Consider the following 13,146-nt stretch of genomic DNA (forward strand, 5'->3'; position numbering starts at 1 on the left):
CCCGAGGCCGTACGGGCCTGCCGGGCGTGCCTGCGCCGCACGGGCCTGCCGGGCACGCCCGCTGCGGGCCTTGCACCCGAGGCCTTACCTCCCGAGTCCTTACCGCCCGAGTCCTTACCCCCGAGGCCGTACGGGCCCGCCGGGCAGCCCCGCGGCGGGCCTTACCGTGGGCGGGGTGAGTTCCTCTCCCACCTGGCGGGCCATGACCCGGAGCCCCGTCAACTTCCTTACCTCCGCGGCGCCTTGGCGTGCACTCGGCTACCTCGCCTCCTCCGCCCTCGTCGGGCTTGCCTCGCTGGTCGTGCTGGGCGGCGTTCTGGTGTGCGGGCTGCTGCTGTCGGTGCTGGGGATCGGGCTGGTGCTGCTGGCGGGCTCGGTACTCCTCGGCATCCCGCTGGCCGCGCTGGAGCGCCGCCGGCTGCGGCTGCTGGAAGGGCCGCACACGGACCGGCCGGCCGGCCCGCACGAGGCCGTCGCCCGGCCGGGGCTGTGGCCGTGGCTGACCACCCGGCTGCGGGAGCCCGCAACCTGGCGGGAGTTCAGCTACGCCCTGGTCTTCGCGGTGCTGCTCTCCTTCGTGAACCTGGCCCTGCTGACCCTGACCGGTCTGCTGGTCGCGCTGGTCGTCGCCCCGGTCCAGGTGGCCGTCGCGTCGGCGCAGCCCGAGGCGCTGGTGCTCACCGGCATCGGGATCGCCGGGCTGCCGGTGGCCGCGTACGTCCTGGGCGCTGCGGCCGCCGCGCAGTCATGGTTCGTCCGGCTGATGCTGGCCCCCAAGGAGGGCGAACAGGCCGACCGCGTCCTGGAGCTGACCCGCTCGCGGGCCCGGATGGCCGACGCCTTCGAGGCGGAGCGGCGCCGTATCGAGCGCGATCTGCACGACGGGGCACAGCAGCACCTCGTGGCACTGGTCATGACGCTGGGCCTGGCCGAGCTGGAACTCGGCGCCGCGGATCCGGCGGCCGGCAAGGGCGGCGAACTGGTCTCCCGGTCCCGGCGCGAGGCGAAGCAGGCGCTGGACGAACTGCGCGACCTGATCCGCGGCATCCACCCGCAGGTCCTCACCGACCACGGCATCGCCGCGGCGGTGTCCGAGGTCGCGGTCCGCTGCCGGGTGCCGGTCGCCGTCGATGTGGAGCTGGCCGGGCGGCTGCCCGCACAGATCGAGGCCACCGCCTACTTCTTCATCAGCGAGGCACTGACCAATGTCGTCAAGCACAGCGCGGCCGCCACCGTCACGGTGCACGGCCGGCTGGCCGCGGGCCGGCTGTCCGTCACGGTCACCGACGACGGCACCGGCGGCGCCGAACTCCGTGACGGCGGCGGGCTCCAGGGCTTGGCCGACCGGGTCGCGGTGGTCGATGGAAGACTGACGCTGTCCAGCCCCCGCGGTGGTCCCACCGCCCTCAGCCTGGAGATTCCGTGCCGGCACCGTCACTCCGTATCGTCTTAGCCGAGGACTCGGCCCTCGTCCGCGAAGGGATCGTCGAGCTGCTGCACCGGTTCGGCCACCGGGTGGTCGGCGCGGTCGGCGACGCCGACTCCCTGGTCACGGCGGTGCGGGAGTGTTCCCCGGACATCGTCATCACCGACGTACGGATGCCCCCGGGGCACGGCGACGACGGGCTGCGCGCCACGGTGCAGCTGCGCCGGCACGACCCGGACCTGCCGGTGCTGGTGCTCTCCCAGTACGTCGCGAACGCTTATGCCACGGAGCTGTTCACCCCCGGCAGGGTGCCCCACCGCCAGAGCCGCGCCGGTCTCGGTTACCTGCTCAAGGACCGGATCGGCGAACTCGGCGACTTCGCCCAGGCCGTCGAACGGGTCGCCGCGGGGGCCATGGTGATCGACCCCCAAGTGGTCCAGCACCTGCTGATGGAGCGCGACCGGCGCCACCGGTCCCAGCTCCTGTCCGCCCGCGAACAGGAAGTGCTCGGCCTGATGGCCCAGGGTTACTCCAACGCCATGGTGCGGGAAGCCCTGCACATCAGCGACGGCGCGGTGGCCAAACACGTCGGCAACATCTTCGCCAAGCTGGGACTGTCCCCCGAGGACGGCAACCGCCGGGTGCTTGCGGTGCTGGCCTATCTGCGCGACGAGTGACCTGCGCCCGTCGGCCGCCGGCCGGCCTTCTCCGGCCGGCCCCTGGTGCTCCGGTCGCGCCCCCACCTCCTACTTCTCAACCGCCAACTCATCTGCCGCAAAGGCAACGAACACTCGCGCTAATGTGCGCCCGTGAGTCTCTACGTCGTTATTGGATTCGGGCCCGCCGGTGCGGCCACCGCTCGGCTGCTGGCCGAAGAGGGGCATGCAGTAAGGGTCGTCACCAGGTCGGGCCGAAGCCTTGAGCCGGGCATCGAGCACCTCGCCTTGGACGCGGCGGACAGCGAGCGGCTGAGCGAGTCCGCACAGGGCGCGGCCGCGATCATCAACTGCGCCGGGCCGCCCTACCCGCGCTGGGCGAGTGACTGGCCACCGCTGGCCGCGTCGGTCTGCGCGGCGGCCGAGGCGACCGGCGCCGTACTGGTCATGCTGGGCAACCTCTACGGCTACGGCCCGGTGGACCACCCCCTGACCGAGGAGCTGCCGCTCGCGGCGACCGGCCCCAAGGGGCGGGTGCGCACCGCCGTGTGGGAACAGGCGCAGAAGCTGCACGAGCAGGGTCGTATCAAGGCGGTCGAGGTGCGGGCCTCGGACTTCTTCGGGCCCGGAGTGACCGACGGGGGGCACCTGGCCGCGCGGGTCATGCCACGGCTGCTGGACGGCAAACCGGTCTCCACGCTCGGGGATCCGGACGCCCCGCACAGCTGGAGCTATCTGCCCGATGTGGCCAGGGCCCTGGTCGAGATTGCGGGCGAGGAACGGGCCTGGGGACGGGCCTGGCACGTCCCGACACAGCCCGCGCTCTCCGTCCGGGAGATGGCCGACCGCCTTGCCGCCCGGTCGGGGACGGGACCGGTCGCCGTGCGCAGGCTGCCGCCCGCCGTGCTGGGCATCGTCTCGCTTGTCTCCCCGCTGCTCCGCGAACTGAAGGAGATCCGCTATCAGTTCGACCACCCGTTCCTAGTCGATTCCAGCGCCTACGAAGCCGCATTCGCGGTACGGGCCACGCCCCTCGACGAGCAGATCAAGGCGACGGTGGACTGGTGGCGCGAGCGACGGGCCGCCACCGGGTGACGCCCGTGTGCAGCGCAGCGCTCACCCACGAGCGCGAGGCGAAGGAGGCCGAGGCGGGTGCTGCCGCCCAGGGCCGGGTGAGTGCGGCACCCCGCCGGGCCGGGGCCTGGTTTGCCGTGCCGGGGCTGGCGGCCATCGTGCCCGTACTTCCGCTCTGGCTCTTCAGCTCACTGCCGGACCTGCGGCAGAAGGCGATCCTGGTCGCCCTGGGGTGCGCTCTTGGCTGCCTGGTGGCAATTGCTCTGTACCAGCGGACGGCGGGCGGACGGCGACCGTTCCACACAGTGGCCGTCGCCGAGTTCTCGGGAGCCGCCGAAGCGGACGTTGCGTCCGCGTCGGGGCCGGCGGCGATACCCCGTGAGCTCCCCTCGCGACGGGGAATGCAGTGGCGTGCGCTCGGGGGGTATGCCGGCGGCTTCACGGTGCTGGTGACCCTGATTGCCCTGGCGGGAGGCGCGCCCCAGCGGACGGAGCTGATGCACGGCATGCTCAAGTCCCGGGACGCGAAGCTGCTGTCCGACGAGGGTGTCCCCGTGGAAAAAGCTCAGGCGGGAACGGCTCACGTGGAAAAAACGGCCGACGTCGAAACAGCGGACGTGGAAACGGCCGGTTCGGAAAAGGCCGTTCCGGAAAAGGCCGCGGCCGAGGCGCAGGCGACGAGGACTCTCCGCCTCTGGGACCCACGCTCCGCCTGGCCACTCTTCATGCGCCCCTCGGCGCTGACCCTGGCCGCGCTGCTCGTCGCCTGCGGAGCGCTGCTGACGTGCGACATCACCGTCGTCTGGCGCTGGACGACCGCGATAGCCGGCGTGGTCGTCGGCATCGCCCTCGCCATCCTCTCCACGATCCACGAACCCCTGCGGCCACCGGAAGAGAACGCGCGCTGAGGTCTGGGGCAGCGGCGGTGGCACCGGTCATGCCGTGGCCGGTGCCGGCCCCATGGGGACCGCTGCCGTCCGGGCCGTCAGGGCCGTCAGGGCGGTCAGGGCGGTCAGGGCGGTCACCACCACCGCTTCCCGCGGTACCACGGCCGTCGAGCCCTCGACGGCTGTCCCGGGCGCCTGTCCCCGTGCCGTCAGCCGCGGCCGCGCCCGGTGAACTTCTGCCCGACGCCGAGCCCGCGCAGGCTCGCGAGGACCTGGGGGTCCTGGGCGTCGAGCCAGTCGCAGAGCTGGCGGAAGGAGACCAGCCGGACGTCCTTGTGCTTGCCGCCGGCGATGTGCTTGATGGCTTCCTCGACGGCGTCCATGTAGATGCCGCCGTTCCACTGCTCGAAGTGGTTGCCGACGAACAACGGGGCCCGGTTCGTGTCGTACGCCCGCTGGAAGCCGGCTATGTAGGCGTCGGCGGCCTCCTTGCGCCAGCGCGGGTAGTTGGCCGGCGGACCCTTGGTGGAGTTCCTGGACTGGTTGAACATCAGGTTGAAGTCCATCGAGAGGCACTCGGAGTGCCCGGGGAACGGTATCGACTGGAGCGGGAAGTCCCAGATGCCCTGCTTCTTGGTGGGCCAGACCTGGAGGCCGCCCGGGGAGCTGGCGTCGTAGCGCCAGCCGCGCTTGCGCGCCGTGGGCAGCAGGTTGGCCTGGCCGAGCAGGCAGGGCGTACGGGCGCCGACGAGTTCCTTGCTGTAGTCGAACGGCAGCGGTTCGACATCGGTGAAGCCGGTATTCGTCCGCCACTTGGTGACGAAGTCCATGGCCTGCTCGATCTCGGAGTCCCACTGGGCGGGGGTCCAGTGGGCGACCGAGCCGTTGCCCCCGCAGAAGTGGCCGTTGAAGTGGGTGCCTATTTCGTGGCCCTCCAGCCACGCCGCGCGCACGTTCTTCAGCGTCGCCTTGATGTGCTCATCGGTGAGGTAACCGATATCGGAGGCGCCGACGGGGTTGTTCGGCGGGCGGTACAGGCGCTTCTTCGATTCGGGCAGCAGATACAGCCCGGAGAGGAAGAAGGTCATCGAGGCGTTGTGATCCTTGGCGAGCTTACGGAACCGCGGGAAGAGGCCGTTGCCCACCTCGCCCGCCCCGTCCCAGGAGAAAACCACGAACTGCGGTGGCTTCTGGCCCGGTGCCAGCTTCTCCGGCGCGGGCGGCTGGTTCGGCTGCTTTCCGGTGTACGCCGTGGAGCCGTCGCCTATCGGCTTGCTCTTCGCCGTCTGTCCGGGCTTGGATCCGACCGTGCCGGAAGCCGACGAACCGGAAGGTGAGCAGCCGGCGACGGAGAGTGCGGCCGCCGCTCCGACCCCGAGTCCAAATATGCCCCGGCGGCTGATGTCGCGCATAACGGTACCCATCGCATTCGTTCGAAGTTCTGATATGGGGACGCCCGGAGAAGTGGGGCGCCCGGAAAGACGGGGAGGCGGATACCGAGGTTCCGCCTCGACCCGAGAAAGAGGATCCTCAACGGAGGAGGGGTCCCGAGGGCGAGGATTCTCGAGGAAGGAAGATTTCGAGGGTGAGAGTTCTGGAGGGGCGAGGGTTCTCAGCCGAGGAGAATTCTCGACGGAGGGTTGCGGGTTGCGGGCAGCTCATTCTCCGAAGCCGTGGGAGGGGCCCGGAAGCGGAAGCCCGGCCTTCCGCAGTGAACTACGCGAGGGGTAACTCCGAAGCGGAGCAGGAAACCGCAACCGCTGGCACCGCGCCGCGTCGCGGCCCCCGTCCTTGTCCCCGTCCCCGTCCCCGCCCCTGTTCCGTCTTCGCGGCCTTCCCGGCGCGGCCGTCGTTGCCCGGCGTCGTCTTCTGCATGGTGTTCCCCCGTTCGATGGGCGGGGCGTAGAGCCGAAGGCCTCAGCGGCCCTCAACCAACACCCTTGGACACCCATGACTCTCACGGAGATCGCTAGCGCACCGTTAACGCCTCACTAACAACCACTTTGGTAGGGGCCTGGGTTGGGGGCGCGGACGAACGGCGTGGAGGGGCGGTGGGAGAGGGCACAGGATCCACCGTGCCGCCGGCCTCGGCCAGGGCTTCGATGACGGCAAGGACCGACGGGCGGACCGACCCGTCCGTACGCCATGCCGCGTACACCCGGCGGGTCAGCGCCGGCTCGACGTCCACGACCCGGATGCCGGCGGGAAGCGGCCCCAGCCCCAGTGTGGGCACCACGGCCAGACCGACTCCCACCGCGACCAGGGCGAGCTGAGTGGGGTGCTCGGAGACGGTGTGCACGATGCGGGGCTCCGCACCGTGGCTCCGCATGGTGAGCACCAGCCACTCGTGGCATGTCGAGCGCCGGACCCGGCTGATCCACGGCTCGTCGACGAGTTCGCCGATGCCCACCGCGGTGCGCCCGGCAAGAGGGTGTTCCTCGGGCAGGGCCACCTTGGCGGTGTCCGTCACCACGAGCCGCTTCGCCACCCCGGCGGGCCAGGACAGCGGCGAGTGGGCCCAGTCCTGGACCACCCCGACATCCAGGTCGCCCCGTTCCACCTGCACCAGAGGCGAGGCGAAGTCGATCTCGCTGACCCGCAGTTCGAGGCCGGGCGCACGCTCGCCCAGCAGACGCAGCGCTTTCGCGGCCATTCCGCGCTCTCCTTGGCGGCCGCCCAACTGACCGCGGGTGCCGCAGAGCTCGCCTTGGTCACACCTCTCCTCACCTCCGTGCCCACGGCCTTCCCGGCCGCACAGACCCTCTCCCTCCTGATCCTGGGTGCGCTCGGCACGGGGGTGGCGTTCCTGATGCAGTACGGCCTGGTACGGGACGCCGGCGTCACCCTGGCGTCGATGGTGACCTATCTGGTCCCCGTCATCTCTACGCTGGCGGGCGTCGTCGTCCTGCACGAGGCGCTGAACTGGCACCAGCCGGTGGGCGCCGTCGTCATCCTGGCCGGCGCGGCCCTTTCGCAGCGCGCGGGGCGTACGGCCCCGCGCGGTCGGAGGGCCAACTCGGCACCCGTAGCAACGGCAGCCCCGAAGAAAGGTGAACACGATGAAGATCGCGGTGGACGACCTCTCCGGACCGGAAATCGCCCGGTTCCTCCAGGAGCACGTCCAACAGATGCGGTCCCGCACGCCGTTGGAGAGCAAGCACGCCCTCGATCTCGACAGCCTCCGCAAGCCCGGCATCACGTTCTGGTCGGTCTCCGACGGCGACAGCCTGGTGGGCTGCGGCGCGCTCAAAAGGCTGGACGCGGGGCACGCCGAGCTGAAGTCGATGCGTACCCGGCCGACGCGGCAGCGGAGCGGGGTCGCCTCCCTGCTGCTGGAGCACATCATCGCCGAGGCCCGGCGGATGCGCTTCACGCGGCTGAGTCTGGAGACCGGCGCGGCCGAGTTCTTCCTGCCTGCCCGGCGGCTGTACGAGAAGTTCGGGTTCCGGGAGTGCGCACCGTTCGCGGACTACCGGCCCGACCGGAACAGTACGTTCATGACGAGGGCGCTGTAAGCACCTCGTACTGCAGGCCCCCTGCGTACAGGGCGGCAATCGCCTCTCTGATGCCGACTCCCAGCGGCACCCGGCTCAGCGGTGCACAACTCCGCGGCACCCGGCTCCCCTTGTGCCCGTCGCCCGCTCAGCCCTGGGCCCAGGCTTCTTCTTCCTCGCGTGCGGTGTCGTAGGCGCGGCGGGCGGCGGATACGGCCGGGAGGTGTGCGGCGGACCAGTCGGTGATGGCGCCGAAGAGCGGGGTCAGGGTGCGGCCCAGGTCGCTGATCTCGTACTCGACCCGCGGGGGGATTTCGGCGTGGTAGGTGCGGATGACCAGGCCGTCGCGTTCGAGCTGGCGCAGCCGCTGGGTGAGGACCTTGGGAGTGATCGTCGGCAGGTGCCGCTGCAGCTCGTTGAAGCGCAGCCGGCCGTGGTGGTCGAGGACCCAGAGGATCGGTGTGGTCCAGCGGCTGAAGACCAGGTCGATCACCGGGTTGATCGGGCACGCCTGCTCCACGGCATCCATCGCGGCTCCTCCGCTCCTTCCTGGCCCGAGGTCGTGACCAGGGCACTTTCCCATGGGAAACCACTATACCCAGGAAACTAGCCTGGGTGGTGTGCACAGCGGACCGCTCCCGCCGGATCCGCAGGCGTCGACCGCTGCCCTCGTGGCCGAGCCTGGCCGAACGTGTCCGAGCGGTCTCGTGACAACCAACCCGTGACACCCAAGGAGGCACCACCATGATGTTTCCGGCACTCCCCACCCGTGAAGGCGACCGGCCGCACACGGGCCCCGAGGTCCCGCACCTGCAGTTGAGCCAGACCAGCCCCGCCGAGGTCAGGGGCGGGCTGCTGCAGTGGATGGCCGCCGCGCTGCCCGGTACGGCCTGGGGCCGGAGCAAGGTGTCCGCTCCCAGGTCCCGTGCGGTGTTCCTCGACGGCGCAGCACCCGCCCGGGGTGCGGTGCTGATGCCGCCGCGGGGCGATGAGGAGTTCGCGCATGTGCACGCCGACGGCAGCCTCCATCTGGCGCTGGACCCGGCCGACCATGCGGCCTTCCTGTCCTCCGGCTGGGGCGAGAAGCACCCGCTCTACGACCGAGGCATCAACGTCGTGATGCTCTACGCCCCGCGCGACCGGGCCGAACTGGATGTGGCCAAGAAGGTCATAGGCGCCTCCTACGCCTACGCAACGGGCCGCGCGCCGGTGTCGGACGTGCCGGGCGTGCCCGCGGCCTGACCCCGGGCCCCTCCCTGCCTCACGTCTGCGGCCTGATGCTCCGCCCCGCTCCCTGCCTCCCCTGCCTCGTGCCTGCGGCCTGACCCCGGGCCCTCCCTGCCTCGTGCCTGCGGCCTGTGGTCCCCGGCCCCTCCCTGCCCCGCGCCGGCCGCTCTCCCTCCCGCCCCCCCCGTAAGCCCACAGCGCTGAAAGGCCATTTCTGATGCGTAACTCCTTCCCGTCCGCGTCCGCGTCCGTGTCCGCACCCGCACCCGCGCCCGCCTCCGGCGGAGGCTCTGCCCGGTCCGCTGCCCCGCCCGCTGTCGGGCCGCGCGCGGTGGCCGGCAAGGTGATGTTCTCGCTGGTCGCCCTCTTCACCGCGGTCTCGCCCTACGTCGCCGACTGGAACCACACCCACGTCCTCAATCCGCTCTGGCCCGCGCACGCCAGGTTCCACAACGGCCAGACCATGGCCATGGGCACCTTGCTCGGCCTGGCCACCCTCTACTTCGCCTGGCGCCGCCGGGGCGACGCCGGCTCCAACCTGCGTGCCGCGATCACCTTCGCCGGTCTGTACTGGGTCAGCCAGGCGGCGGCCATCCTCTACCCGGGAGCCGCCTACTTCGACCCGCAGTTCGACACCCCGGACATGTACATCGCCGGTCTGCCGGTGCAGGCGGTCATCGAGATCGTCGCCCTGGCACTGATCGCGGGAGCGGCCTTCCTCTCGCGTCCGGCGCCGGCTTCCGGTTCGCCGGCCGGCAGCAACTGACCAGCCACCCTGACCAGCCGGCCAGGACGCTCAGCCCTGGCCGCCGCCGACCCCCAGGGCAAGAGCGGCGGAAAACTGTGGGAAGGCCCCCGGGAGGCGGAACAGTCCCTCCCACCCGCAGTGCTCCGGCCCCGGCTGCTCGGCCTGCGCGACTGGTCGGCCGACGGCTGGGACTACCGGGCCGAGCACTACGAGATCGTCACGACCCCGCCGGTGGCCAAGAGCCCGGTACTCCACCAACTTCCCCACCACGCAGACCTCCCGGACACCTGGTGGCAGGACCTCCACCAGTCCCTGGCGCATCTCGCGCTCGTCCGCACGGGTCGTCAGGCGGTGCGCGAGCAGTACATCCGCCGCCGCGTCCCGGAGTTCACCGGTTTCACGCCCGGCGAGATCACCTGGACCACGGCCCACGGCGACCTGCACTGGGCCAACCTCACCGGCCCTGCCCTGACCCTTCTGGACTGGGAAGGCTGGGGAACGGCGCCCCTCGGCTACGACGCCGCACACCTCTACCTGCACTCCCTGCCCGTGCCGGACGTCTCCGAGCGGGTCCGCAAGGAGTTCGCCCACGTACTGGACACGCCGGACGGCCGGATCGGGGAGCTGACCGCCTGCACGGAAATCCTCCAGGCCGCTCCCCGAGTGCCGTTCTACGCCGAACTGGCCGACGGTGTGCGGCAGCACCTCAGCCGGTTGTAGGAAGCAGGATCCCGAACGTAAGCGGAACGGTCGTCGGACGACGATTCCGCGCCGCCGAAGCACTCCAGCGAACCCCTCGGAACCACTCATTCCGCCGTGTCGCCGCATGTTCCGGTGCAGTTCAGCACATTAAGGGGCCCCACCTGCGTGGTCGTGCCCGCCTGTCAGACTTTGGGTGCACGTTGAACCACTTCCGGAACGGACCCGTGGTCACCAGTGACACCTGTACCTGTATGCCGTACGTCCCGGGGAGATTCATGACGCGCAGATGGTCGCTCATCGCCACGATTGCCGTACTGACCGTCGCGCTGGCCTTTGTCGTCGCCCAACTGGTGCGCGGCCAGGGGGCCGGGGGGGCCGGGAAGGAGCAGGCCGGGGGGAAGTCGGCGGGGCCGGGCCCGAGTTCCGGGGCCGGGTCGCTGCGTGGCATCGGGTGGTGGCCCCTGCACCGGTCCGGTACCGCGAAGGCGGGGGAGCACGATGCCGTCGTCAGTGGCGGCGGGCAGTGGACCGACGGCCCCGAGGGCGGCGCCCTGCGGCTGGACGGCACCAGCGGATACGCGGACACCGCGTCCCGGCTCGACACCGCCGGCAAGGACTATTCGGTCGCCGCGCGGGTGCGGCTCACCCCCGAGGACCTGAACGGCTTCCACACCGTGCTGTCCCAGGACGGCGACCAGGCCAGCACGTTCTACCTCCAGTACTCCGGACAGGACCAGAACTTCGCCTTCAGTTTCACCGGCGCCCGTACCGTCGCGGAGAAGGCCGAGCAGCCGCAGGCCGGCCGCTGGTACCACCTCACCGGCACGTACCGCCAGCAGGACCACCGGATGCGGATCTACGTGGACGGCCGGCTGGCGGGAAGCCGGGAGGCCGCCGGCACGGTGAAGCCCACCGGCACCGTGGTGGTCGGACGCGGCAAGTTCGGCGGCAAGGCGGCCGACCACTGGAAGGGCGATGTCTCCGATGTGCACCTCTACGACCGGGAGCTGACGCCCGGTGAGGTGAGCTCGCTTTCCTCGCACGAACCGGACTGACGGCGGTACCGGGGCGGGTTCACCGCCGCCGCAGGCCGGCGGACACGCCGCACGGAGCGAACGACCGCTCGCGGCGGCGCCCGTCGGCCTGCCCGCGGCCGGCGGCATCCGTCTTCCCCCCACAGACGAACCGGAGAGGAAAAGGCCCTTGTCGGCCAGTGCTTCGACCGAAGACTGCACATCCCGTCCCCACGCCGCGGAACTCCGCTCCCACACTTCGGAACTCCGCCCCCACGCCACGGAACTCCACCCCCACACCGCGGAACTCCGCCCCGACGACTTCCTCAGAGCCCTCTACCAGTTCCACGGCAGCGCGCTGCTGCAGTTCGCCGCGCGGCGGCTGGGAGGCGACTGGCACCGCGCCGAGGACGTCCTCCAGGAAGTCGCGATACGCGCCTGGCGCCACGCCGGGGACCTCGACCCGACCGCGGATTCGGTGCGGCCGTGGCTGTTCACCGTGCTGCGCAACCTCGTCATCGACGGTCACCGGGCCCGCCAGGCCAGACCACCCGAGGCCGGCGACCCGGAACTCGCCCACCTCCCGGTGTCCGACGACGTGGACCACATCCTCACCTCCCAGGTGCTCATCGAGGCGATGCGGGACCTGCGGCCGCCGCAGCGCGAGGTCCTGCTGCACGTCCACTACCTGGGGCGCACCGTGAACCAGACGGCCCGGGTCCTCGGTGTGCCGCCGGGCACGGTCAAGTCGCGGACGTACTACGCCGCCCGGGCCCTGCGGGAGGCGCTGCACAGCCGCGGGCTGCAGGCGGGCGGCCGGGACCGGGCCGCCGGATGAGACTCACGCGAAACGCCCCGCGTGCCGGGTGATCTCCAGGCCGAGCGGGCCGGTGTCGAGCGAGCCGTCCGCACCGGCCCGCCAGGGCCACCCCGCGGGTGCGTCGCCGAGCACCAGCAGCGCGTCCCCGCGCCGCAGGCCCTCCAACGCCCGTGCCCGCCGCGGGAGTTGTGAGGCGTCCACGACGAACAGGTGCGGCGCCTCGCCCTGGACGGCGATCCGGCTGCTGCCCTCGATCAGCCGGAAGATCTGGGTGACCTCGGACGCTCCGGGCTCCGGCGCTCCCGGGGCCGCCGAAGTCACCCTGGCGAACGCCTCCTCCAGGCTGGCCGCGGTGTGCAGACGCGAGGTCCGCGGTGCGTCGCCGGGCATGAACCCGTCGCCGGCCAGGGATCCCACCAGGGTGACCTCGGCGAGCGCGCCCACCGGGCCGGCCAGCGCTTCGGCGACGACGGCCCGCGCCAGACTGCGCACCTCGTCATCCGGGCCCGTCACGGAGACGGGACCCGCCGCCCGGGAGAGGTCGACCAGCACCCGGTCGGCACCGTCCAGCCCCACCGTCACCGTCAGCGCGTACGGCAGGGCCGGTTCGCCCTCCGGACCGGGGCGGTGCAGGTCGTCGGGCGAGATCGTCCAGCGCTCGCCGTCCGCCTCGGCGGTCCAGGGCGCGGGGGCGGTCTCCTCCCGGCCGGCCAGCAGCAGTCCGAGGCGTTCCTCGGAGTAGACGACGGCGTACAGGTCGGGCAGCGACCGGCCGGAGCGCAGGCATTCGCCGGTCAGCCGGCGCAGGCCGGCGTTGACCACGTCCAGCGCCTCCCGCCCCACGACGGCGGCCGAGGCGGTGGCGGGCTTCGGCGGGCGGGGCCGCCGCTCGGTGACGATCAGCGCGGCCACCGCCCCGATCAGCGCCAGCCCCAGCACCACGGCCAGGACGTACCAGATCATCTTCTGACTCCTTGTCGGGATGCCCCGGCGGCGGAGCCGGGACGGGCAAAAGCGGGGGCGGCACCACGGCGACGTCGCGGTGCCCTGTACCTGAAGGCCACTACGGGGCCCGTCCGCGGATGGTTCACGGGCCCGG

At 71.5% G+C, this 13,146-nt stretch carries 14 protein-coding genes and 1 pseudogene; 11 read left to right on the forward strand and 4 right to left on the reverse strand.

Going from position 1 to position 13,146, the window contains the following annotated elements:
• Window positions 1-175 precede the first annotated feature (175 nt).
• From OHS81_RS18680 to OHS81_RS18695, 4 genes are all read left to right on the forward strand, one after another.
• Window positions 176-1,453 carry a sensor histidine kinase gene (locus tag OHS81_RS18680; RefSeq protein ID WP_328385883.1) on the forward strand — a complete coding sequence of 426 codons (1,278 nt, stop codon included), beginning with the start codon at window positions 176-178 and terminating at the stop codon, window positions 1,451-1,453.
• Window positions 1,423-2,103 carry a response regulator transcription factor gene (locus OHS81_RS18685; RefSeq protein ID WP_328385884.1) on the forward strand — a complete coding sequence of 227 codons (681 nt, stop codon included), beginning with the start codon at window positions 1,423-1,425 and terminating at the stop codon, window positions 2,101-2,103. The genes OHS81_RS18680 and OHS81_RS18685 overlap by 31 nt, the downstream gene beginning before the upstream one ends.
• Before the next feature lie 132 nt (window positions 2,104-2,235).
• Complete coding sequence (locus tag OHS81_RS18690) at window positions 2,236-3,177, forward strand: NAD-dependent epimerase/dehydratase family protein (protein ID WP_328385885.1); 942 nt, start codon at window positions 2,236-2,238, stop codon at window positions 3,175-3,177.
• Between the two features lie 5 nt (window positions 3,178-3,182).
• Complete coding sequence (locus OHS81_RS18695; RefSeq protein WP_328385886.1) at window positions 3,183-4,064, forward strand: hypothetical protein; 882 nt, start codon at window positions 3,183-3,185, stop codon at window positions 4,062-4,064.
• A 188-nt stretch (window positions 4,065-4,252) separates the two neighbouring features.
• Here OHS81_RS18695 and OHS81_RS18700 read toward each other — a convergent pair whose 3' ends face one another.
• A complete protein-coding gene (locus tag OHS81_RS18700; RefSeq protein ID WP_328385887.1) occupies window positions 4,253-5,455 on the reverse strand; it encodes a hypothetical protein in 1,203 nt (400 codons plus the stop codon).
• Between the two features lie 557 nt (window positions 5,456-6,012).
• Window positions 6,013-6,696, reverse strand: coding sequence for a LysR substrate-binding domain-containing protein (locus OHS81_RS18705; protein ID WP_328385888.1), 684 nt, complete (start codon window positions 6,694-6,696; stop codon window positions 6,013-6,015).
• Window positions 6,697-6,708: 12 nt separating this feature from the next.
• Between OHS81_RS18705 and OHS81_RS18710 the strand changes: the two are divergent.
• Both OHS81_RS18710 and OHS81_RS18715 read left to right on the forward strand, forming a co-directional pair.
• Window positions 6,709-6,954, forward strand: a pseudogene (locus tag OHS81_RS18710) (EamA family transporter); the annotation flags it as partial.
• A 148-nt stretch (window positions 6,955-7,102) separates the two neighbouring features.
• On the forward strand, window positions 7,103-7,558 hold the full coding sequence (locus tag OHS81_RS18715) for a GNAT family N-acetyltransferase (RefSeq protein WP_328385889.1): 456 nt from the start codon (window positions 7,103-7,105) through the stop codon (window positions 7,556-7,558).
• Between the two features lie 127 nt (window positions 7,559-7,685).
• Here OHS81_RS18715 and OHS81_RS18720 read toward each other — a convergent pair whose 3' ends face one another.
• Window positions 7,686-8,066 carry a winged helix-turn-helix transcriptional regulator gene (locus OHS81_RS18720; RefSeq protein WP_328385890.1) on the reverse strand — a complete coding sequence of 127 codons (381 nt, stop codon included), beginning with the start codon at window positions 8,064-8,066 and terminating at the stop codon, window positions 7,686-7,688.
• 215 nt (window positions 8,067-8,281) lie between these two features.
• On the opposite strand from OHS81_RS18720, the gene OHS81_RS18725 reads away from it, so the two are divergent.
• The 5 genes from OHS81_RS18725 (at window position 8,282) to OHS81_RS18745 (ending at window position 12,065) form a co-directional block, all read left to right on the forward strand.
• Entirely contained in the window at window positions 8,282-8,779 is a 498-nt protein-coding gene (locus OHS81_RS18725) for a luciferase domain-containing protein (RefSeq protein WP_328385891.1), read from the forward strand.
• Window positions 8,780-8,981: 202 nt separating this feature from the next.
• Window positions 8,982-9,530 carry a DUF6640 family protein gene (locus OHS81_RS18730; protein WP_328385892.1) on the forward strand — a complete coding sequence of 183 codons (549 nt, stop codon included), beginning with the start codon at window positions 8,982-8,984 and terminating at the stop codon, window positions 9,528-9,530.
• A 120-nt stretch (window positions 9,531-9,650) separates the two neighbouring features.
• The gene (locus OHS81_RS18735) at window positions 9,651-10,232 is read left to right on the forward strand and encodes a hypothetical protein (RefSeq protein WP_328385893.1); all 582 of its coding nucleotides are present in this window, start codon (window positions 9,651-9,653) and stop codon (window positions 10,230-10,232) included.
• 257 nt (window positions 10,233-10,489) lie between these two features.
• Complete coding sequence (locus OHS81_RS18740; protein WP_328385894.1) at window positions 10,490-11,269, forward strand: LamG domain-containing protein; 780 nt, start codon at window positions 10,490-10,492, stop codon at window positions 11,267-11,269.
• A gap of 148 nt (window positions 11,270-11,417) precedes the next feature.
• On the forward strand, window positions 11,418-12,065 hold the full coding sequence (locus tag OHS81_RS18745; protein WP_328385895.1) for a sigma-70 family RNA polymerase sigma factor: 648 nt from the start codon (window positions 11,418-11,420) through the stop codon (window positions 12,063-12,065).
• Between the two features lie 3 nt (window positions 12,066-12,068).
• Here the strand turns inward: OHS81_RS18745 and OHS81_RS18750 are convergent, their stop codons facing one another.
• Window positions 12,069-13,010: a hypothetical protein gene (locus OHS81_RS18750; RefSeq protein WP_328385896.1), complete on the reverse strand. Its 942-nt coding sequence runs from the start codon at window positions 13,008-13,010 to the stop codon at window positions 12,069-12,071.
• Window positions 13,011-13,146 lie beyond the last annotated feature (136 nt).

It is taken from the genome of Streptomyces sp. NBC_00400, assembly GCF_036048035.1.
Lineage (GTDB): Bacteria > Actinomycetota > Actinomycetes > Streptomycetales > Streptomycetaceae > Streptomyces.